This is a genomic window from Pelomonas sp. CA6 (assembly GCF_022549225.1).
Classification (GTDB): Bacteria; Pseudomonadota; Gammaproteobacteria; order Burkholderiales; family Burkholderiaceae_C; genus Roseateles.
In genome coordinates, this window is sequence record NZ_JAKZFD010000012.1 from 16,518 (window position 1) to 36,897 (window position 20,380).

The following is a 20,380-nucleotide window of genomic DNA, read 5'->3' on the forward strand; positions in this document are numbered from 1 at the left end:
TGCCCCGGCCAAGCAGTGCCAACAGGATGATGGTCGCCGTGGACAAGGGCCGGTCAAGAACTTCAGAAAGTGCTCCAGCAATGCGCGATTGACCTGCAGTCAACAGGACACTGACGGGTGTTCGCGACGCCAGCTCAGGGGGAAAAACGCTGGCAGCCTCCGCGGTAGACGCGCGCCCGGGAAAGAGCGGCTGCCAGGCCTTCGTAGAGTCCTTCGAGTTCGCCCAGAAGATTCCGGGCACGTTGTTGGGGCATCCGTGCTCGAAGACCAGCAACGCTGCTGAGCTTCCAAACCCCAAATGCCAACCCCTGAGAGCATGGCTCTCTGCATAGCGTGTGCACAACCGCCGTGCTTGTCGTCGTTGCTCTCGTGGCCAAGGTAGCCCGTCAAGAGTGGGGCAGTAGCGATGAATCTCCACGTCGGGTTTGCAGGGATGTCGACGCAAATGGCGAACACCTTCTGCTGTACCTGCGTATGCGATGACCGTAAAGCGAACCAGCTTGTAGGACCACCAGGACTTGATAGTCGGGTCACTCCACAGCTGGCTTAGGTAAGCGCTGGTTCTCACGCCAGAGCCGATAAGGTCATCTACGACAACAACGTGGCGAACGCGGCTCTCCAGCAGCTTCTCAATACTTGGTTGCCGGAGCAGTTGGCTTGATCGAGTCCGGCACAGCTGGCGCACAACATGTGCGACACGTGCCTCGCTGCCAACATCGCTGCCTGTGGCAACCGAATCCAATCCGGAGCCGCCATTACGAAAGTCCAGGCTGGAGTTGCGAGGGACTTCTCGTGCTGCATACAGTGCCACTGGTCCTGAACTGCCCTCAGCCAGTTTTTCAATTGCGCGCTGGAGGGTTCGCTCAAATTCCTGGATCGACACGAGCGACAGCGCTTCGGTAAGTTGCCGAACCATGGGCCGGTCGACCTCAGCAAACCGTTCAAGCCACGCTCGGCCAGTCGCAGTGAGCAACAGACTCGACGAGCGGGGTTCAAACGGCATGCTGAGCGCCTCCTGGCGTCAAACCCGCTATTGGGCAGCGGCCCCGCGCACGCCCCTCCGATTGGACGTCAATAGCCATTAGCAACTGACAAAAAAGACCCATAGATTTCTCATCTTATGGGTCTTGGATTCTCACGTTATGGGTCGCCCTACACAGCGATCAAACGTCGATGTTCGCCGCCCTCAGCGCATTCGTCTCGATGAAGTCGCGGCGCGGCTCGACTTCGTCGCCCATCAGCATGGTGAAGACGCGGTCGGCTTCGATGGCGTCTTCGATCTGCACGCGCAGCAGGCGGCGGACGGTGGGGTCCATGGTGGTTTCCCAGAGCTGCTCGGGGTTCATTTCGCCCAGGCCCTTGTAGCGCTGGCGGCCGACGCTGGATTCGGCCTGGGTCATCAGCCAGGCCATCGCGGCGCGGAAGTCACCGACCTTGGATTCCTTGGCCTTCTCGCCCTCGCCCTTCTGGATGGTGGCTTCGCCACGGATCAGGCCCTTGAAGATCAGGCCGGCCTCGGCCAGCACTTCATAGTCGGCCCCGTGCACGAAGTCGGCGGTGATGACGCTGGAGCGCACGTTGCCATGGTGGCGGCGGCTGATGCGCAGCAGCAGCTTGTCGGTGCGCGGGTCGGTCTCGGCGCTGACCTGGGCGTCGTGCAGCGCGGCCTGCAGCGCGCTGGCGCTGGCATCGGCGGCTTCCTTGCTGTCCAGGTTCAGCGCCAGGCCGGAGGCCAGCACGTGCAGCGCCTCGCCGTCCATCCAGGCGGACAGGCGTTCGATGACGTTCTGCGCGGCGATGTACTGGCGTGCCTTGGTCTCCAGTTCCTCGCCCTGCAAGACCTGCCCCCCGCTCTCGGCGCCCAGGTGCAGCTGCGCGTCGTGCAGCGCCACCTTCAGCAGGAAGGCGTCCAGCTCGTGGCCGTCCTTCAGGTACTGCTCCTGCTTGCCGACCTTGACCTTGTACAGCGGCGGCTGCGCGATGTAGATGTGGCCGCGCTCGACCAGCTCGGGCATCTGGCGGTAGAAGAAGGTCAGCAGCAGCGTGCGGATGTGGGCGCCGTCCACGTCCGCGTCGGTCATGATGATGATGCGGTGGTAGCGCAGCTTGTCGGGGTTGAAGTCGTCGCTGCCGGCGCCGCGGCCGATGCCGGTGCCCAGCGCGGTGATCAGCGTGACGATTTCGTTGGAGCTCAGCAGCTTCTCGTAGCGCGCCTTTTCCACGTTCAGGATCTTGCCGCGCAGCGGCAGGATGGCCTGGAACTTTCGGTCGCGGCCCTGCTTGGCGGAGCCCCCTGCGGAGTCACCCTCCACGATGTAGATCTCGCAGAGCTCGGGGTTTTTTTCCTGGCAGTCGGCCAGCTTGCCGGGCAGGCCGAAACCGTCGAGCACGCCCTTGCGGCGGGTCATCTCGCGGGCCTTGCGCGCGGCTTCGCGGGCGCGCGCGGCCTCGACGATCTTGCCGCAGATGGTCTTGGCGTCGATCGGGTTCTCGAGCAGCCAGTCGGTCAGCTTGCTGGCGACGATTTCCTCCACCGGGCCGCGCACCTCGCTGGAGACCAGCTTGTCCTTGGTCTGGCTGGAGAACTTGGGCTCGGGCACCTTGACCGAGATGACGCAGGCCAGGCCTTCGCGCATGTCGTCGCCGGAGATGTCGACCTTGGCTTTCTTGGCCAGCTCGTTGTCTTCGATGTACTTGTTGATCACCCGTGTCATCGCGGCGCGCAGGCCGGTCAGGTGGGTGCCGCCGTCGCGCTGGGGGATGTTGTTGGTGAAGCAGAGCACGGACTCGTTGAAGCCGTCGTTCCACTGCATCGAGACTTCGACGCCGATGTTGGTGTTCTGGTCGGAGAGCTTGTCCCCCTGGGCGTGGAAGATGTTGGGGTGCAGGACGCTCTTGCCCTTGTTGATGAACTCGACAAAGCCGCGCACGCCGCCGGCATAGGCGAAGTTGTCTTCCTTCTGGTTGCGCTCGTCGACCAGGCGGATCTTCACGCCGTTGTTCAGGAAGGAGAGCTCGCGCAGGCGCTTGGCCAGGATCTCGTAGTGGAACTCGTAGTTCTGCTGGAAGATCTCGGTGTCGGGCAGGAAGTGCACCTCGGTGCCGCGCTTGTCGGTGTCGCCGGTGATCTTCATCGGGCTGACCTCGAAGCCATCGCGCATTTCCAGCACGCGGTCCTGCGGCACGCCCTTGCGGAACTCGATGAAGTGGGCCTTGCCTTCGCGGCGCACGGTCAGGCGCAGCCACTTGGACAGCGCGTTCACGCAGGACACGCCCACGCCGTGCAGGCCGCCGGAGACCTTGTAGGAGTTCTGGTTGAACTTGCCACCGGCGTGCAGCTCGGTCAGCGCGATCTCGGCGGCGGAGCGCTTGGGCTCGTGCTTGTCGTCCATCTTCACGCCGGTGGGGATGCCGCGGCCGTTGTCGATGACGGAGATGGAGTTGTCGGTGTGGATGGTGACGACGATGTCGTCGCAGTAGCCGGCCAGCGCCTCGTCGATGGAGTTGTCCACCACCTCGAACACCAGGTGGTGCAGGCCGGTGCCGTCGGAGGTGTCGCCGATGTACATGCCCGGGCGCTTGCGCACCGCCTCCAGGCCTTCCAGGATCTGGATGCTGGACTCGCCGTAGCCGGCCGAATCGCCGCCGCCCTGGGCCGCGGGGTTCGCGCCGGGCTTGGCTGCGTCGTCGTTCGGGGGGGTCTGGGACTCGCTCATCGGGGACTCTCTCTCACGCGGGGCCAGGTCTTGCAGGCCCCTTCAAAAGCACTGAAGCGGGCCGAGGCCCGCTGTGTGTCGCAAATTTGACGGGGGTCAGATGCGCATGGGCATGACCACGTACTTGAAGCCGTTCTGGTCGGGGATGGTGATCAGCGCGCTGGAGGCACTGTCGTTGAGCTCGACCCGCACCATGTCCTGGCCCATGTTGGACAGCACGTCCATCAGGTAGGTCACGTTGAAGCCGGTCTCGATGCGGTCGCCGCCGTAGTCGATTTCGATTTCTTCCTTGGCCTCCTCCTGCTCGGCGTTGCTGGAGGCGATGGACAGCAGGCCCGGCTCGAAGGACAGGCGCACGGCCTTGAACTTCTCGCTGGTCAGGATCGCGGCGCGCTGCAGCGCGGCCAGCAGCGGCGCGCGGCCGAGGATGACGTGGAAGCGGTGGTTCTTGGGGATGACGCGGTTGTAGTCGGGGAACTTGCCCTCGACCAGCTTGGTCACGAACTCCATGCCGCTGAAGCTGAACTTGGCCTGGTTGCCGGCAAAGCGCAGTTCGATGGGCTGATCGTCGGCGTTGTCCTTGCCGCCGTCCTTGAGCAGGCGCATCAGCTCCAGCACGGTCTTGCGCGGCAGGATGACCTCCTGCTTGGGCATCTCGGTGTCCAGCTCGGCCTGGGCCAGCGCCAGGCGGTGGCCGTCGGTGGCCACCAGGGTCAGGGTCTTGCCCTCGGCGACGAAGAGGATCCCGTTCAGGTAGTAGCGGATGTCGTGCACCGCCATCGCGAAGTGGACCTGGTTGATCAGGCCCTTCAGCGTCTTCTGCGGCACGCTGAACGCGGGGCCGAAGTCGGCTGCTTCCTGTACCAGCGGGAAGTCCTCGGCCGGCAGGGTCTGCAGCGTGAAGCGGCTCTTGCCGCCCTGCAGCGTGAGCTTGCTCTGGTTGCTGGAGAGGCTGACCGTCTGGTCGGCGGGCATGGAGCGCAGGATGTCGATCAGCTTGCGCGCGCCCACGGTGGTGGAGAAATCGCCCGCGTCGCCGTCGAATTCGACCGTGGTGCGCACCTGGATCTCCAGGTCGCTGGTGGTCAGCTCCACCTGCGGACCCTGCTTGCGGATCAGCACATTGGCCAGGATGGGCAGGGTGTGGCGGCGCTCCACGATGCCGGACACGGCCTGCAGCGCGGCAAGCACTTTGTCCTGGCTGGCTTTCAACACGATCATGAGGTCCTCTCTCCGCTTCTTGTCAGGCTGCGCCGCACGGCGGCTTCTGGAGTGAACGCGCGCGCGATGCAACAGCGCGCATTTTCACCCAGGAATGGGGTGTTTCCCGGGGGTGGAAACCAGGGGCCGGGGTTGCGGCGGCGCATCAGCCCTTGAGCGTCTGTTCCAGCACGTGCAGCTGCTGGTTCAGCTCGGTGTTCTTGTGCCGCTCGCCGCCGATCTTGCGCACCGCGTGCAGCACGGTGGTGTGGTCGCGGCCGCCGAACAGCTCGCCGATCTCGGGCAGGCTCTTCTGCGTCAGCTCCTTGGCCAGGTACATCGCGATCTGGCGCGGCCGCGCGATGCTGGCCGGGCGCTTCTTGCTGTACATGTCGGCGACCTTGATCTTGTAGAAGTCGGCCACCGTCTTCTGGATGTTCTCCACCGAGATCTGCCGGTTCTGGATGGACAGCAGGTCCTTGAGCGCCTCGCGGGCGAGCTGGATGTTGATGTCCTTGTGCGAGAAGCGGCTGTAGGCCAGCACCTTGCGCAGCGCGCCTTCCAGTTCGCGCACGTTGGCGCGCACGTTCTTCGCGACGAAGAAGGCCACGTCCTCGGGCATGGGCTGGCCCTCGGCCTCGGCCTTCTTCATCAGGATGGCGACGCGCATCTCCAGCTCGGGCGGCTCGATCGCCACCGTCAGCCCGGAGTCGAAGCGGCTGGTCAGGCGCTCGTCGATGTCCACCAGCCCCTTGGGGTAGGTGTCCGAGGTCATGATGATGTGCGCGCGCTTGGCCAGCAGGGCCTCGAAGGCGTTGAAGAACTCTTCCTGCGTGCGGTCCTTGCCGGCGAAGAACTGCACGTCGTCGATCAGCAGCAGGTCCAGCGAGTGGTACTTGGCCTTGAGTTCGTCGAAGGTCTTGCGCTGGTAGTTCTTCACCACGTCGGAGATGAACTGCTCGGCGTGCAGGTAGAGCACGCGGGCGTCCGGCTTGTCCTTCAGCAGCGCGTTGCCAACGGCGTGGATCAGGTGGGTCTTGCCCAGGCCCACGCCGCCGTAGATGAACAACGGGTTGTACATCTGGCCCGGGGCGCCGGCCACGTGCAGCGCGGCGGTGCGCGCCATCTGGTTCGCGCGGCCGGGCACCAGGGTGTCGAAGGTCAGTGCCGGGTTGATGCGGTGGCGCGTGGCGCTGGGCGGCAGCGTGGCCGCGTTGGCGCCCACGGGCTGCTGCGGCTGCGCCGCCTGCGCCGGCATGGCGGCCTGGGCGGGTGGCGCGAAGGCGGCGGCGCCCACGGGGCCGTTCACCGTGATGCTGCCCGCGCCTTGGGCGGGCGGGGCCACCGCGGCGGGGCCGGATTGCAGGCCGTTGTGCTGCAGCACCTGGCCCAGCGTCAGCGCGGGCGCGGCCTGGCGCGGCAGCGGCACGATGGGCTGGCGCGGCGCCAGCGCCAGCTCCAGCCGCGCGGGGCGGCCGGTGAGTTCACTGAGGATGGCCTCGATGCGGCCGGCGTACTGGCTGCGTATCCAGTCCAGCTTGAAACGGTTGGGCACCCGCAGCGACACCAGCAGGCCGCCTTGCGGGCCGTCCGGCTCGATGATGTCGGCCGGCGGCAGCGGGCGGATCCAGGTGTTGAATTGCTGCTCGGGCAGTTCGGTGGCGAGCCGCTCGCAGCCGCGCTGCCAAAGTGCGGCACCGGCGCCTGCCAACCCAGAGAAGTCTGCGCTCATTGTGGAAAACTTATTCTTCGAGCGGCCGGATTGTACGCACACGGGCCGCAAAGGTCTGGGTTATCCACAGTTTTTTAAGTGCGGTCAAGCCCAGGCATTCCCCCGCGCCCGGGCCGTGGTCTACGGGTTTGCATTGACCCGGCAGGCATTCTTTGATGTAATCGCGGGTTTTCCGGACGCTGGACGCATTCGCGTGGGCGCCCCTCCTGGGTTGACGGTCCCGGCGCTTGAGCCGGGGCGGGGCCCGTGGCGGTGTGCTTGAGGATTGCGCTGGCGCGGGGCCATAGCGGGCGACGCTGTGGCCGGGTTCGCGGGCGGCGGCGCTGCCGTCAGCCACACACCCGGCCAGACTCATCGCCCGGGCGGCCCGCGGATGGGTGCCACCCGAGGGTGGCGTCAGACCCTTCCAGCGCTTGCGTCCACCCGAGTCACCCTGGCCGAATGGCCGAGCATCAGGGGCCGCCGGCCCATCCAGAGGTTCAGCATGAAACGCACTTACCAAGGTTCCAAGACCCGCCGCGCCCGTACCCACGGCTTCCTGGTCCGCATGAAGACCCGTGGCGGTCGCGCCGTGATCAACGCGCGCCGCGCCAAGGGCCGCAAGCGCCTGGCTGTCTAAGCCTCGCGCTGGCGACTCTTTCGAGTCCGTTTCCGACACCACCGTGATCGGCCGCATCCAGCGATCGGCCGACTTCGAGCGCGTCCTGGGGCAACCCAGCCGCGCTCGAAGTGCTCATTTCGCCGTCCATCATCTGGCGGCGGAGCCCAGCGAGCCACGCAAGCCGAAATCCACAGCAAAGCCTGAGTTATCCACAGGTGATGCACACAACCATGCACAGGCTGTGGATGAATCCCCCGCGCCAGCCCCCGAACCCCGGCCTCCGGCGATGCCTCAGCAGGCCTGGCTGGGCATGGTCGTGCCCAAGCGGCACGCGCGCCGGGCGGTGACCCGCAACCTGCTCAAGCGTCAGATCCGCGGCCTCTTCCAGGCCGAGGGCCGCGCGCTGCCGCCGGGGCTGTGGGTGGTGCGCCTGCGCGCACCGTTCGACCGCAAACAGTTCGTGAGCGCCCGCTCGGAGGCGCTCAGCGCCGTCGTGCGCGCCGAGCTGCGCCAGCTGCTGGAGCGGCTGCAGCGCGGCGCGAGCGGGAGAACCTGAGCCATGGCGGCGCGGCGTGGTGTGGCTCAGCGCGTCCTGATGGGGGCCGTGCGCGGCTACCAGCTGCTGCTGAGCCCCTGGCTGCGCGCGGGCTGCCGCTACGCGCCGAGCTGCTCCAGCTATGCGATGCAGGCCTTGCAGCGCCATGGGGCGGCGGCCGGCACTTACATGGCGGTCGCGCGCATACTGCGCTGCAATCCCTTCTGTCTGGGCGGCCACGATCCCGTGCCCGACAATCCGCCCCGCCTGTTCACGCATCTGCTGCGCCAGCGCAGCGGATCCGAGACCTCTTCAACCACCAATACAGAAGCTTCCCCATGACTGATCTACGCCGCACCGTGTTGTGGGTGGTGTTCACCATGTCGCTGGTCCTGCTGTGGGACGGCTGGCAAAAGCACAACGGCCATCCGTCGCTGTTCAGCCCGGCGCCCGCCCGGCCGGCGGCGAGCGCCGCGTCGGCACCGGCTTCGGCCACGCTGCCCAACGCGATGGCCGGTGCCCCGGCCGCGCCGGGTGCCGCCACGCCGCCGCCCGCGACGACCCTGCCCGCCAGCCAGTCCGTCACCATCAGCACCGACCTGGTCAAGGCCACGCTGGACAGCCGCGGCGGCAGCCTGGTCCGCGTCGAGCTGCTCAAGCACAAGGACGAGACCGACCCCAGCGGGCATGTGGTGGTGATCAACCCCAGCCACCAGTACCGTGCCGAGACCGGCCTGGTCGGCGTGGCCGGCGCGCCCAATCACCTGAGCGTGATGAGCGTGGCGGAAGGCCCGCGCGAACTGAAGGACGGCAGCGACAGCGTCGTCGTGCGCTTCGAGTCGCCCGAGTCCGCCGGCCTGAAGCTGGCCAAGACCTACACCTTCAAGCGCGGCAGCTATGCCGTCGACGTGAAGCACGAGGTGCTCAACACCGGTACCGCCGCCGTGACGCCGCAGCTGTACAAGCAGCTGGTGCGCGACGGCCAGCCCGGCCCGGGCCAGTCCAGCTTCTATTCCACCTTCACCGGCCCGGCCATCTATACCGACAAGGCCAAGTTCCAGAAGGTCGACTTCAAGGACATCGAAAAGGGCAAGGCCCAGTTCGAGAAGCAGGCCAGCGACGGCTGGGTGGCCATGGTCCAGCACTACTTCGTGTCGGCCTGGCTGCACAACGAGGCCGGCGCGCGCGAGTTCTACGCCAAGAGCGTGGGCAACGGCCTGTACTCGGTGGGCACGGTCAGCACGCTGGCCGCGCTGGCGCCAGGCGCGTCCACCGCGGTGAGCGACCTGCTCTATGTCGGTCCGCAGGAAGAAAAGAAGCTCGCCGCGCTGGCGCCGGGACTGGAGCTGGTCAAGGACTATGGCTGGTTCACCGTGCTGTCCAAGCCGCTGTTCTGGCTGCTGGACCAGCTGCATGGCCTGCTGGGCAACTGGGGCTGGGCCATCATCGCGCTGGTGGTGCTGCTGAAGGCGGCCTTCTACTGGCTCAATGCCAGCGCCTACCGCTCGATGGCCAAAATGAAGGCGGTCAACCCGCGCATCATGGAGCTGCGCGAGCGCCTGAAGGACAAGCCGCAGCAGATGCAGCAGGAGATGATGCGCATCTACCGCGAGGAGAAGGTCAACCCGATCGGCAGCTGCCTGCCCATCTTCCTGCAGATGCCCTTCTTCATCGCGCTGTACTGGGTGCTGCTGTCCAGCGTGGAAATGCGCCACGCGCCCTGGATCGGCTGGATCACCGACCTGTCGGCCAAGGACCCCTTCTTCGTGCTGCCGCTGCTGATGACGGCGACCAGCCTGCTGCAGGTCTGGCTGAACCCGACGCCGCCGGATCCCGTGCAGGCCAAGATGATGTGGATCATGCCGCTGGCCTTCAGCGTGATGTTCTTCTTCTTCCCGTCCGGCCTGGTGCTGTACTGGCTGGTGAACAACATCCTGTCGATCGCCCAGCAATGGGCCATCAACAAGCAGCTGGGCGTGCAGAACTGAGCGCGGCCGCGCAGTCGTTCACACCTCGGCATGAAGCCCCCGCGAGCGGGGGCTTTTTTTCGTCGGTACAAGGACCTTTAATGCGCTGAATGCGGGGCAGAGAGGCTGCCGCCCGACTCCTCCCGGAAGCGGGCGGCCCAGCGGCCGGACCCGCGGGCTCACGAGAGCGCCGCGGCCGGCCTCCCCCGCGCCATCGCGCGCGCGGGGCGGCTCCCGCCGCCCCCAGCGTCGGCCCGCTGTGGCCGGCGCATCAATCGCCGATCAGGGGCTGACCAGCATGGACACCACGCCCTTGCTGCCCAGCGAGGCCTTGCCTCCGGTGGGCGTGGCCTGGATGACGACCACATAGCGCGGCGCCGCACCGGTGCGAGCGATGCTGTAGGCATGCATCGCATAGCTGCCCGCGGCCTTGCCGGCGGTGCTGGGCACGGCGACGTCGCCCATCGTGTCCAGCCCGGTGCCGCCTGCGGCCAGGGCCGCGCTGACATTGGCCGCGGAGACCGTGAAGCTGGCCGCCCCGATGGGGTTCAGGGTCAGAGAGCCGTCCGCGTTCACGACGACGTTGTCGTTGGCCTGGGCGTTGACGGCGGCGATATCGCCGGTGGGCGTGCTGCCGGTGAACTTGCAGTCTTCCGCCACATAGAGCCGCGTGCCGGTCGGGATGTCGCCGAGCTTGGTCAGCGGCGTGCTGGTGTTGGCCAGCATCACCGTCATGCTCTTGGGATAGCCCGAGACGGTGGCGCCAGAGGCGTCCTGGCGCACCACCGAACATTGCTGGATCAGCTGCCCATCGGCGCCCGGTGCGAGCCAGCTCAGGTCCGCCGGCAGCACGATGCCGCTCTTCAGGCTGACGGCGCCGCTGCCCAGGGTGATGGTGGTTTCGCCGCCGCCCAGCGCGCCGCGGAAGCTGAACGAGCCGATGGCCAGCGCGCCCTGCGTGGCCGACACCGAGGCCACCGCGCCGGTCCCGGACACGGTGGTCGTGTCGTAGAGCGCGTACACGTCATAGCGGCTGTATGGGAAGCTGGTGCCCGTGCCGCCCGTGCCACCCGTGCCACCCGTGCCACCCGTACCGCCTGTACCGCCTGTACCGCCTGTACCGCCCGTGCCGCCCGTGCCGCCCGTGCCGCCCGTGCCGCCGGTGCCGCCGGTATTGCCGGACCCATTGCCGGTCGTGCCGCCGGAGCCCGTGTTGTCACTCCCTCCACCGCCGCAGGCTGCCAGCGTGGCGGCCACGAGCAGGCTCAGTCCGAGGGTCGAAAACTTCTTCATTGCCAGTCCTCCTTGGTTGCGCAACGAGGGCTACCGCCATCTGGCGTCGCCTTCTTACGCATTCACGAGAACCGGCGCGCAAAAGCGCCATGGTCGGATCAAGGGGCTGCGGACGGTGCGGGCAGCAGCGCCAGGTACCTGGCGTAGTAGCGCGGGCCGCCGGACGAAAGCAGCTGCTGTGTCAGGCGGCGGGCGCGTGCCATCGCGCCGTCGTCCGCGCCGCCCTGGGCCTGCAGGCGTGCATAGGCCTGGGCGCGGTAAGGGACGATGCTGGTGTCGTCCAGGTCCAGCACGCGACGCCACAGCGCGAGCGCCGCGTCGCGCTGGCCCTGTGCCAGCCGCAGGTCGCCAGCGCGCAGCCAGAGCGAGGCATGGCGCGCAGGCACCTGGGCGAAGAACTGCCGGGCCACCTGCTCGCCCTGCGCCAGCAAGGCCTGGGCGCGGCCCGTGTCGCCGGCGTGGATGGCCTCGGCCATGCAGGCCTGCTGCAGCCGCAGGCGCAGCGCGGGCTGAGGCGCCTGCACGTCGTGCCCCCAGGGCTGGCAGGCCTTGCGCAGCGCGGCCCAGTCTCCGGTCTGCAAGGCCACCTCCATGGCCGTGGCCTCGGCGGTCAGCGTGAAGGCGGCCATGGACCGGTTGGCGGGCAGGGCCACGATGCGCAGCGCTTCGGCCACATGACGGCGCGCCTCGGCGTCGCGGCCGGCGGCGAGGTCGAGCAGCGCGAGATTGCTTTCGCCCCGCGCCAGGATGACCACGTCCGGCCCCATGGCCTGGCGCAGCACCTGCAGACCGTGGGTGAGCAGGATGTCCGCCTCGGCCGGGCGCAGGGTCAGCAGGGCGAGCTGGCCGACCTGGTCTTCGGAGGCGCCGGTTTTCCAGTCCTCCACGCCGCGCTGGCTGCGGTTGGCCCGCACCCCCTGCATGCCCGCCTGGTAGGCCGACTCCATGTCGCCGCGGCCCAGGTGGGCCACCAGCAGCTGTTCGTAGACCACGCCGAGCAGATTGGGCGCCGGCACCTGGCTCAGCAGCCGGGCGGCAGTCTGCAAATGCTCGATGTCTTCGTGCCGCGGCGTATGCAGCCGTGCGCCGAAGCCACCCAGCGTCAGATGGGCCAGTGCCAGCCGCTGCGGGGCCTGCTCGTGCCGCTCGCGATAGATGTCCAGGGCCTGACGGGCGGCCTCGTAGCCCTCGCCGTAGGCGCCGGCGCTCTCCCACAGGTCCCGCTGCCCCAACAGGGCGTCGGCATAGGCCACGCTGTGCGTTCCGTGCAGAAGCTGCGCGTAGCGGACGCGCTCCTGGGCCAGCTGGCGCGACAGCTCGGGCAGCCCCAGCTGCTGGGTCAGCGTGCTCAGGTCCACCAGCAACTGTTCGCGGGCGAACGGTTCGTCCTTCAGCGAGGCGAGCACCTGCCTGGCACCATCCTCGATGAGGCGGCGCACTGGCATGTCGCGGTTGCGGGTGTCCGGCTGCGCGTCCCGCAGCGGGTTGAACAGGCCCGTCAGGAACTCGTACATCGCCCTCGAGCGCCGCGCTTCCTGCTGGGCCACGCTGGCGGCCTGCAGGGCCCAGCCCGTCGTGCCCAGCAGGGCCAGCACCGCGGCCAGGGAGGCCGCGACCCCGGCGCGATGGCGCGCCACGAAGCGCCCGGCGCGGTAACGCCAGGACGGGGGGCGCGCCAGCACCGGCTCGCCGGCCAGGTGGCGGCGCAGGTCCGCGGCCAGCGCGTCCATGGTGGCGTAGCGCTGCGCGGGTTCCTTGGCCAGCGCCTTCAGCACGATGGCGTCCAAGTCGCCGCGCAAGGCCTTGCGCAGCGCCAGCGTGGCCGCCACGCTGGACGGGGCGGGCGGCTCCAGCTCCAGCACCGCGCTTTCCAGCGCATGGCGTGACGCGGGCATCGCACTGGCATAGGGGCTGGCGCCGCTGAGCAGCCGGTAGGCCAGCACGCCCAGCGCATAGATGTCCGATGCCACGCCGGGTTCTTCGCCGCGCACCTGCTCGGGCGAGGCGTATTCGGGCGTCATTGGCCGCTGGCCCAGCTGGGTCAGCGCCGGGTTGTCCCCGTCCGGTGCCAGCCAGCGCGCGATGCCGAAGTCCAGCAGCCGCGTCTGGCCGTCGTCCTGCACCAGCACGTTGGCCGGCTTGATGTCGCGATGAATCACCAGTCGGCTGTGCGCATACTGGAGCGCATCGGCCACCTGCAGCAGCAGCCGCAGACGGGTTGCGGTGTCGCTGCCGCGTGCGTCGCACCAGCCGAGGATGTCGCGGCCCTGCACGCATTCCATCGCCAGCCAGGGCAGGCCCGCGGCGTCGGTGCCGGCGTCGTAGAGGCGCGCGATCCCGCCATGCTGCAGCCGCGCGAGGATGTCACGCTCGCGGCGCATGCGCTCCAGCCATCCCGGCGCCGGGCTGTGGGGCAGCTTCAGCGCCACCTCGCGCTGGAAGTCGCCGCTGTGCGGGTGGGCGCGCCACACGCTGGCCATGCCGCCGCGCCCCAGTTCCTCGACCAGCACCCAGGGCCCAACCTGCTGACCCGCCTGCCAGGTTGGCGCCGCGTCGGCGGCCGTCCCCAGCGTGCCGGTGCCATGGAGGCGGGCGGCGCGGTCCATGAAACCGGCCTGGTCGGCCTGGGCCTCGGCCTGCAGCAGCCGCGCCAGATCGGCGCGCCAGCGCTGCTGGTCCGGCGGCAGGGTGTCCAGGAAGCGTTCGCGGTCCGCGGGCGGCAGGCTCAGCGCCTGGTCCAGCAAGGGTTCGAGCGCGGCCCAATGGGCCAGCAGATCCGAACTCATGGACGCAGGGCTTCCCAGAGGATCGCCTTGGCCTTCTGCCAGTCGCGCTGCACGGTGCGCCGGGCCACGCCCAGCAGCTCGGCGCACTCGACCTCCTCCAGCCCTACGAAGTAGCGCAGCTCCACCAGCCGGGCCAGGCGCGGGTCGTGGCGCTCCAGGTCCTGGAGCGCCTCGTGCACGGTCAGGTACTCTTCGTCGCGATGCGCCAGCGTCGGCAGTTCGTCCAGATCCAGGTGCGTGACCAAACCGCCGCGGATGGCGGCCTGGCGCGCCCGCGCGTAGTCCACGACGATGGAACGCATCGCGGTGGCGGCATAGGCCATGAAGTGGTCCTTGCCCATCGATTCCCACTCGGCCCGCCGGGACAGGCGGAACCAGCTTTCGTGCACCAGGGCCGTGGTGTCCAACAGGGTCATGGGACCACTGCGGCGCAGGCGCTGGCGGGCCAGGGTCTTGAGGGCACGATACAGCTCGTCGGCCAGCGGGGGGATGGCTTGAATTTCGTCTTGCGACACGACAGTGCGTCAGGATGGCCGGGAGAGGCCGGCGGGTGCGCATCATGCCGCCCTGCCCAGGGCGTGACCACCCCGGGCGAGCGGCATGATGCGATCGAACAACGCCGGGCGCGTGGGCCCGCATCGGGGAAAATCCCGCCATGCTGTCGCGCCACCAGGACCCCATCGCCGCCATCGCCACCGCTCCCGGCCGCGGAGCGGTCGGCATCGTGCGGGTGTCTGCCCCGCAAGACCTGACCCCGCTGGTGCAGGCGCTCTGCGGCCGCGCGCTGAAGCCGCGCGAGGCGACCTACCTGCCGTTCAGAAGCGCCGCCGGCGAGGCCATCGACCACGGCCTGGCGCTGTACTTTCCCGCCCCCCATTCCTACACCGGCGAGCATGTGCTGGAGCTGCAGGCCCATGGCGGGCCGGTGGTGCTGCAGCTGCTGCTGGCGCGCTGCCTGGAGGCCGACCCGGCGCTGCGCATGCGTCTGGCCGAGCCCGGCGAGTTCACGCGCCGCGCCTTTCTCAACGGCAAGCTGGACCTGGCGCAGGCCGAGGCGGTGGCTGACCTGATCGACGCCAGCACCGAGGCCGCCGCGCGCAGCGCCGGCCGCGCGCTGGCCGGGGCGCTGAGCAGCGAGGTGGGGCAGCTGCGCGACGCGCTGATCGCGCTGCGCATGCTGGTCGAGGCCACGCTGGACTTCCCCGAGGAAGAGATCGACTTCCTGCAGGCCGCCGACGCGCTGGGCAAGCTGCGGCGCCTGCTCGCGCAGCTGGACGCGCTGTTGGAGCGCAGCCGCCAGGGCGCCATCCTGCGCGAGGGCATCAAGGTGGTGCTGGCCGGCCAGCCCAACGTGGGCAAGAGCTCGCTGCTCAACGCGCTGGCCGGCGCCGAGCTGGCCATCGTCACGCCCATCCCCGGCACCACGCGCGACAAGCTCAGCCAGACCATCCAGGTGGAAGGCGTGCCCCTGCATATCAGTGACACCGCCGGGCTGCGCGACACCGACGACGAGGTGGAGCGCATCGGCGTGGCGCGCAGCTGGGATGCGATCGCCGATGCCGACGTGCTGCTCTTCCTGCACGACCTCACGCGGGTGGGCCGGCCCGACTACGAGGCCGAGGACGCCGAAATCCGCACCCACCTGGCCGGCGTGGACCCGGCGCGCATCCTGCAGGTCTACAACAAGGCCGACGCGCCGGAGTCCGCCGCGGCCCGGCAAGACCTGACCCCGGGGGCGCTGACGCTGTCCGCCAAGACCGGTGCGGGCCTGGACGCGCTGCGCCGCCGCCTGCTCGAACAGGTGGGCTGGCATGCGGTGCCCGAGGGGCTGTTCATCGCCCGCGAACGCCATGTGCAGGCGTTGCGCCGCACCCGCGAGCATGTGGCCCTGGGGCTGGAGCAGGCCGCGCAGCAGCCACCCGCGCTGGACCTGATGGCCGAGGAGCTGCGCCTGGCGCATGACGCGCTGGGCGAGATCACCGGCGCCTTCAGCGCCGACGACCTGCTGGGCGAGATCTTCAGCCGCTTCTGCATCGGCAAGTGAAAGCCACCGCCACCCGCCAGCCGCACGCGCAAGTGTGGTTTGCAAGTCGCGCTTGAACATAAGTCAAGACGCATGAGGGGCAGAGTTTGATAAAACCCTGATGAGCCTGGGCTCTTCCCGGCCAACCTTCCCCACCCATGTCCTCCAGGCACGCATCGCCACCGCTGGCTCCCGCCCTGCCGCCCGCCCCCGGGCCGCAGGGCCAGCGCGCGATGTTGCGTCCCGGGTCAGCCATGCTGGTGCTGGCCCTGAGTCTGCTGTTCGTGCTGGTGTGGCAGGCGCCATCGCTGCCGGGATTCAAGGGCGAGCCTCATCTGTTCCCGGTCTGGCTGCACACGGTGGGCGAGACGCTGGCGGTGGCGATGGCGCTGATGGTCTTCGCGGTGTGCTGGCATGCCGGGCCGCAGGACAAGGAGGCCGGCGACGGCCTGCTGCTGGGTTGTGGCTTCCTGGTCGTCGGGCTGCTGGACCTGGGGCACATGCTGTCCTACCGCGGCATGCCGGACTTCTTTTCGCCGGGCGACCCCGAGAAGGCGATCCGCTTCTGGCTCGCGGCGCGCTATGTCGCCGCGCTGACGCTGCTGTTGGTGGCGCTGCGCGGCTGGCCGCGCTGGCGCGGCGAAGGCCTGTCGCGGGTCGGGCTGGGACTGGGGGCGCTGGGCCTGTCGGTGCTGCTGTTCGTGCTGCTGCTGGGGTTTCCGCAGCTGTGGCCGCGTACCTTCGTCGATGGCGCGGGGCTGACCCCGTTCAAGGTCGGGGCCGAGTACGGCATCGTGCTGCTGCAGGCGCTGGCGGCGCTGGGCTTCCATCTGCGCGCGCGCAGCACCGGGCGCTATGACGCGGTGGACCTGCGCACCGCGGCGCTGATCACGGTGCTCAGCGAGCTGTGCTTCACGCTGTACTCGCATGTCAACGACGGCTTCCAGCTGCTGGGCCATCTGTACAAGATCCTGGCCTATGTCTACATCTACCGCGCGGTGTTCGTCGCCGCGGTGCGCGCACCCTACCAGCGCCTGCTGGTGGAGATCGAGGAGCGCCGCGAGGCCGAGCGGCGCGTCGAGTTTCTGGCCTTTCACGACCCGCTGACCGGCCTGCCCAACCGCGTGATGGCACGCGACCGCGTGGAACGCGCGATCGGCGCGGCCCAGCGCCTGGGCGGCGAGGTCGCGCTGCTGTACCTGGACCTGGACGACTTCAAGAGCATCAATGATTCGCTGGGCCACCAGATCGGCGACGAGCTGCTGCGCAGCACGGCGCGGCGCCTGCGCGATGCGCTGCGCGACAGCGACAGCATCTGCCGCCTCAGCGGCGACGAATTCCTCATCGTGCTGAGCAGCGAGGGGCCGGCCGGTCTGGCGCTGGACGGCGTGGTGGACAAGCTGATGGCGGTGCTGGGCCAGCCGCTGGTGCTGGATGGGCATGAGATCCTCAGCACGGTGTCCATCGGCGTGTCGCGCTTCCCGCAGGACGGCGATCAGTACGACGCGCTGCTGCGCAAGGCCGATACCGCGATGTACCGCGCCAAGGACGCCGGGCGCAACACCTTCCAGCTCTTCGACGAGCGCATGAACGCCGAAGTCTCCGAGCGGCTGCAGCTGCGCCATGGGCTGGCACAGGCGCTGGAGCGTGGCGAGCTGACGCTGCACTACCAGCCGCAGGTGGCGCTGGATGACGGCCGCGTGGTGGGCGCCGAGGCGCTCTTGCGCTGGCGCCGCCCCGAGGGCCTGGTGCCGCCGGCGCGCTTCATCCCGGTGGCCGAGGACAGCGGGCTGATCCTGCCCATCGGCGATTGGGTGATCCGCGAGGCCTGCCGCCAGCTGGCGCAATGGCGCGCGCAGGGGCTGGTGCTGGAGGGCGTGGCGGTCAACCTGTCGGTGCTGCAGCTGCGCCGCGGCCAGGTCGAGCAGGTGGTGGCGCAGGCGCTGCGCGAGCACGGGCTGCCGCCGCAGTGCCTGGAGCTGGAGCTGACCGAGTCCATGCTGCTGCACGACGCCGAGACCATGACCGCGCGCGTCGCCGCGCTGGAGGCTCTGGGCGTGCGCCTGTCCATCGATGATTTCGGCACCGGCTACTCCAGTCTGGCCTATCTCAAACGGTTGTCGGTGGACCAGCTGAAGATCGACCGCAGCTTCGTCAAGGACCTGGCGCACGATGCCGATCCGGCCATCGTGCGCGCCATCATCCAGATGGCCCGCGGCCTGGGCCTGCGCACGCTGGCCGAAGGGGTGGAGGACCGCGCCACCGGCGAGGCGCTGCGCCACCTGGGCTGCGAGCTGGCCCAGGGCTACTACTACGCGCGGCCCATGCCGCCGGAGGAATTCGCCGCCCATGTGCGCGCCGCGATGGCGCGCGCGCCGGGCTGAGCGGGCCGGCAAGGCGGGCGCTCAGGCCCCGTCGAAGGACACCAGCGTGAACAGCGGCAGCCCGGCCTCGCGCAGACGCCGCGAGCCGCCCAGCTCGGGCAGGTCCACGATGGCCGCGCCCTCGATCACGGTGGCGCCCAGGCGCTCCAGCAGGCGCTTGCCGGCCAGCATGGTGCCGCCGGTGGCGATCAGGTCGTCGATCAGCAGCACGCGGTCGCCGGCCTGGACGGCGTCGGTGTGCATCTCCACGGTGGCGCTGCCGTATTCCAGTTCATAGGTCTCGGCCACGGTGGTGAAGGGCAGCTTGCCCTTTTTGCGAATGGGCACGAAGCCGATGTTGAGTTCGTAGGCCAGCACCGAACCGATGATGAAGCCGCGCGCGTCCAGCCCGGCCACGGCGCTGGGGCGGGTGTCGAAGTAGCGGTGCACGAACTGGTCGATCAGCACGCGGAAGGCGCGCGGGTCGGACAGCAGCGGTGTGATGTCGCGGAACTGCACCCCGGGTTCGGGCCAGTCGGGCACGGTGCGGATCCGGCCCTTCAGGTAGTCGGCGTCTTGCATGGGGCGATTGTCGCGCGCGCCGCGTCGGCACGGCTCAGGCCTGCTGGACCTGGCAGCTGAGCCGGCCGCGCCCGCCCGCCTTGGCCTGGTACAGCGCGGCGTCGGCGGCCTCGATCAGGCGCAGCGCCGGCGCTTGCGCGCAGCCCACCTGCAGCGCCACGCCGATGGACAGGCTCACGGTGCGTCGCCCGGGCGAGGCCTCGTGTTCGATGGCGGCCAGGCGCACGCTGTCCAGGCAGCGTTGCGCGACGCTGCGCGCGCCGTCCAGGTCGACTTCGGCCAGCAGCAGCGCGAACTCCTCGCCGCCGTAGCGGCACACGGTCTCGGATTCGCCGCCCACGCAACTGCGCAGCAGCGCGGCGACGCGGCGCAGGCAGTCGTCGCCGGCCACGTGGCCGTAGCGGTCGTTGTATTGCTTGAAGTGGTCGATGTCCACCATCAGCAGGGCCAGCGGCAGCCCGGTGCGGGCGCTGCGCAGCCAGGCGTTCTGCAGCAGCTGGTCGAACAGGCGCCGGTTGCCGACGCCGGTCAGGCCGTCGGTGGTGGACTGGCGCGCGAGCAGCTCGTTGGCGCGCTGCAGCCGCATCTCCTGGCGCTTGCGTTCGCTGAAGTCGGTCACCACGCAGACGTAGAGCAGCGTGGTCTCGGTGCGCACCTCGGAGACACTGACCTGCAGCGTCAGCTCGGCGCCACTGCGGTGGCGCGCGGCCAGCTCCTGGGGCACGCTGAGCAGGTCCTGCGGCATCAGGTGGCCGGCGCCATGGAAGAGCATGCCCAGGTGCACCCCCTGCAGCTCGGCGGCGGTGAAGCCGAACAGGTCCTCGCAGCTGGGATTGACCTCCAGCACATGGCCGCCCGGGTCCAGCGTGAGGATGCCGTTCATCGCCGCGCGGATGATGGCCTTGAGCTGGGCCTGGCTGGCGGCCAGGCGCTGCTGCTCGTGGATCAGGTCGCTGACGTCCATGCGCACGCCGACGATGCCGCCGGACGGCGTGCGCCGCTCGAAGATATGCAGCCAGAGCTCGCCGTGCACGCGCTGCAGCAGCGGCAGCTGGCGGCGGCCGCGCTCCTGCAGCCGCTCGGCCAGCCATTCGGATTCGCGCCCGAGAGCCTCGGGCACGCCGCCGCGCGCCAGCGACTCGCGCGCCATCTCCTCGAAGCTGGCGCCCTGCTCGAAGGCGCGCAGCATGTGCGGGTAGAGCTCGACCAGGCGGCGGTTGTAAGCGATCAGCCGGTCGCGCCGGTCGAAGATCTCCACGCTGGCGGGCAGCGCGTCGATGGCCTCTTCGAGCGTGCGTTGCGCCAGCAGGGCGCGGCGGCTGGCGCGCTGCAGGCTGCCCAGCACCGCGATCGCGACCGCCACCGTCAGCGCCATTGTGCCGGTGGCCAGCCAGGGCAGCATCGGCGCGCCCTGCGGCCCGCCGATGCTGAAGCCCAGCAACACCCCTTCCACGCCCAGCAGCGCGGCGAAGGCGAGCAGATGCCAGGGGCGGACAGTGGGAGCTTTGTTCATGCGGCATGGACCAGCCAAGCCGAAAATCCTAGCCCTTGTGCCGCTCCGCGAACAGATGAGTCAGGTCAC

14 protein-coding genes are annotated in these 20,380 nt (G+C 69.1%); 6 read left to right on the forward strand and 8 right to left on the reverse strand.

Annotated features, from left to right (window positions below; all coding sequences use genetic code 11):
* Nucleotides 1-1,163: 1,163 nt before the first annotated feature.
* The 3 genes from gyrB to dnaA all read right to left on the reverse strand — a co-directional run bounded on the left by gyrB (nucleotide 1,164) and on the right by dnaA (nucleotide 6,648).
* Nucleotides 1,164-3,716 (reverse strand): DNA topoisomerase (ATP-hydrolyzing) subunit B, encoded by a 2,553-nt coding sequence (gyrB, locus tag LZ017_RS18585; protein ID WP_241398416.1) that lies wholly within the window; start codon nucleotides 3,714-3,716, stop codon nucleotides 1,164-1,166.
* A gap of 96 nt (nucleotides 3,717-3,812) precedes the next feature.
* Nucleotides 3,813-4,937: a DNA polymerase III subunit beta gene (gene dnaN, locus LZ017_RS18590; protein WP_241398417.1), complete on the reverse strand. Its 1,125-nt coding sequence runs from the start codon at nucleotides 4,935-4,937 to the stop codon at nucleotides 3,813-3,815.
* Nucleotides 4,938-5,082: 145 nt separating this feature from the next.
* Nucleotides 5,083-6,648: a chromosomal replication initiator protein DnaA gene (dnaA, locus tag LZ017_RS18595; protein ID WP_241398418.1), complete on the reverse strand. Its 1,566-nt coding sequence runs from the start codon at nucleotides 6,646-6,648 to the stop codon at nucleotides 5,083-5,085.
* Between the two features lie 484 nt (nucleotides 6,649-7,132).
* On the opposite strand from dnaA, the gene rpmH reads away from it, so the two are divergent.
* From rpmH to yidC, 4 genes are read left to right on the forward strand one after another with little or no spacing between them, the layout of a single operon-like run.
* A complete protein-coding gene (rpmH, locus tag LZ017_RS18600; protein WP_241398419.1) occupies nucleotides 7,133-7,267 on the forward strand; it encodes a 50S ribosomal protein L34 in 135 nt (44 codons plus the stop codon).
* Nucleotides 7,268-7,310: 43 nt separating this feature from the next.
* Complete coding sequence (locus LZ017_RS18605; protein ID WP_308194086.1) at nucleotides 7,311-7,805, forward strand: ribonuclease P protein component; 495 nt, start codon at nucleotides 7,311-7,313, stop codon at nucleotides 7,803-7,805.
* Nucleotides 7,806-7,844: 39 nt separating this feature from the next.
* A complete protein-coding gene (gene yidD / locus LZ017_RS18610; protein WP_277604789.1) occupies nucleotides 7,845-8,126 on the forward strand; it encodes a membrane protein insertion efficiency factor YidD in 282 nt (93 codons plus the stop codon).
* Nucleotides 8,123-9,772 (forward strand): membrane protein insertase YidC, encoded by a 1,650-nt coding sequence (gene yidC / locus LZ017_RS18615; RefSeq protein WP_241398421.1) that lies wholly within the window; start codon nucleotides 8,123-8,125, stop codon nucleotides 9,770-9,772. The genes yidD and yidC overlap by 4 nt, the downstream gene beginning before the upstream one ends.
* A gap of 261 nt (nucleotides 9,773-10,033) precedes the next feature.
* On the opposite strand, the gene LZ017_RS18620 is transcribed toward yidC, so the two are convergent.
* The 3 genes from LZ017_RS18620 to LZ017_RS18630 form a co-directional block, all read right to left on the reverse strand.
* Nucleotides 10,034-11,044 (reverse strand): hypothetical protein, encoded by a 1,011-nt coding sequence (locus LZ017_RS18620; RefSeq protein ID WP_241398422.1) that lies wholly within the window; start codon nucleotides 11,042-11,044, stop codon nucleotides 10,034-10,036.
* A 98-nt stretch (nucleotides 11,045-11,142) separates the two neighbouring features.
* Nucleotides 11,143-13,830 carry a serine/threonine-protein kinase gene (locus LZ017_RS18625; RefSeq protein ID WP_241398423.1) on the reverse strand — a complete coding sequence of 896 codons (2,688 nt, stop codon included), beginning with the start codon at nucleotides 13,828-13,830 and terminating at the stop codon, nucleotides 11,143-11,145.
* Nucleotides 13,827-14,345, reverse strand: coding sequence for an ECF-type sigma factor (locus LZ017_RS18630; protein WP_241398424.1), 519 nt, complete (start codon nucleotides 14,343-14,345; stop codon nucleotides 13,827-13,829). Before LZ017_RS18630 ends, LZ017_RS18625 begins: the two co-directional genes overlap by 4 nt.
* 140 nt (nucleotides 14,346-14,485) lie before the next feature.
* Here LZ017_RS18630 and mnmE point away from each other — a divergent pair, with 140 nt between their 5' ends.
* Both mnmE and LZ017_RS18640 read left to right on the forward strand, forming a co-directional pair.
* The gene (gene mnmE / locus LZ017_RS18635) at nucleotides 14,486-15,874 is read left to right on the forward strand and encodes a tRNA uridine-5-carboxymethylaminomethyl(34) synthesis GTPase MnmE (RefSeq protein ID WP_241398425.1); all 1,389 of its coding nucleotides are present in this window, start codon (nucleotides 14,486-14,488) and stop codon (nucleotides 15,872-15,874) included.
* Nucleotides 15,875-16,107: 233 nt separating this feature from the next.
* Complete coding sequence (locus LZ017_RS18640) at nucleotides 16,108-18,237, forward strand: EAL domain-containing protein (protein ID WP_241398426.1); 2,130 nt, start codon at nucleotides 16,108-16,110, stop codon at nucleotides 18,235-18,237.
* Between the two features lie 21 nt (nucleotides 18,238-18,258).
* Here the strand turns inward: LZ017_RS18640 and LZ017_RS18645 are convergent, their stop codons facing one another.
* Nucleotides 18,259-18,798: an adenine phosphoribosyltransferase gene (locus LZ017_RS18645; RefSeq protein WP_241398427.1), complete on the reverse strand. Its 540-nt coding sequence runs from the start codon at nucleotides 18,796-18,798 to the stop codon at nucleotides 18,259-18,261.
* A 34-nt stretch (nucleotides 18,799-18,832) separates the two neighbouring features.
* Nucleotides 18,833-20,311 (reverse strand): diguanylate cyclase, encoded by a 1,479-nt coding sequence (locus LZ017_RS18650; RefSeq protein WP_241398428.1) that lies wholly within the window; start codon nucleotides 20,309-20,311, stop codon nucleotides 18,833-18,835.
* Between the last annotated feature and the right edge of the window lie 69 nt (nucleotides 20,312-20,380).

What these genes read in the sequence shown, in the direction of transcription:
- mnmE (WP_241398425.1), top strand. Translation starts at nt 14,486, where the DNA reads ATGCTGTCGCGCCACCAGGACCCCATCGCCGCCATCGCCACCGCTCCC.
- LZ017_RS18640 (WP_241398426.1), top strand. Translation starts at nt 16,108, where the DNA reads ATGCTGGTGCTGGCCCTGAGTCTGCTGTTCGTGCTGGTGTGGCAGGCG.
- yidC (WP_241398421.1), top strand. Translation starts at nt 8,123, where the DNA reads ATGACTGATCTACGCCGCACCGTGTTGTGGGTGGTGTTCACCATGTCG.
- rpmH (WP_241398419.1), top strand. Translation starts at nt 7,133, where the DNA reads ATGAAACGCACTTACCAAGGTTCCAAGACCCGCCGCGCCCGTACCCAC.
- dnaA (WP_241398418.1), bottom strand. Translation starts at nt 6,648, where the DNA reads ATGAGCGCAGACTTCTCTGGGTTGGCAGGCGCCGGTGCCGCACTTTGG.
- dnaN (WP_241398417.1), bottom strand. Translation starts at nt 4,937, where the DNA reads ATGATCGTGTTGAAAGCCAGCCAGGACAAAGTGCTTGCCGCGCTGCAG.
- gyrB (WP_241398416.1), bottom strand. Translation starts at nt 3,716, where the DNA reads ATGAGCGAGTCCCAGACCCCCCCGAACGACGACGCAGCCAAGCCCGGC.
- LZ017_RS18620 (WP_241398422.1), bottom strand. Translation starts at nt 11,044, where the DNA reads ATGAAGAAGTTTTCGACCCTCGGACTGAGCCTGCTCGTGGCCGCCACG.
- yidD (WP_277604789.1), top strand. Translation starts at nt 7,845, where the DNA reads ATGGGGGCCGTGCGCGGCTACCAGCTGCTGCTGAGCCCCTGGCTGCGC.
- LZ017_RS18650 (WP_241398428.1), bottom strand. Translation starts at nt 20,311, where the DNA reads ATGAACAAAGCTCCCACTGTCCGCCCCTGGCATCTGCTCGCCTTCGCC.
- LZ017_RS18625 (WP_241398423.1), bottom strand. Translation starts at nt 13,830, where the DNA reads ATGAGTTCGGATCTGCTGGCCCATTGGGCCGCGCTCGAACCCTTGCTG.
- LZ017_RS18645 (WP_241398427.1), bottom strand. Translation starts at nt 18,798, where the DNA reads ATGCAAGACGCCGACTACCTGAAGGGCCGGATCCGCACCGTGCCCGAC.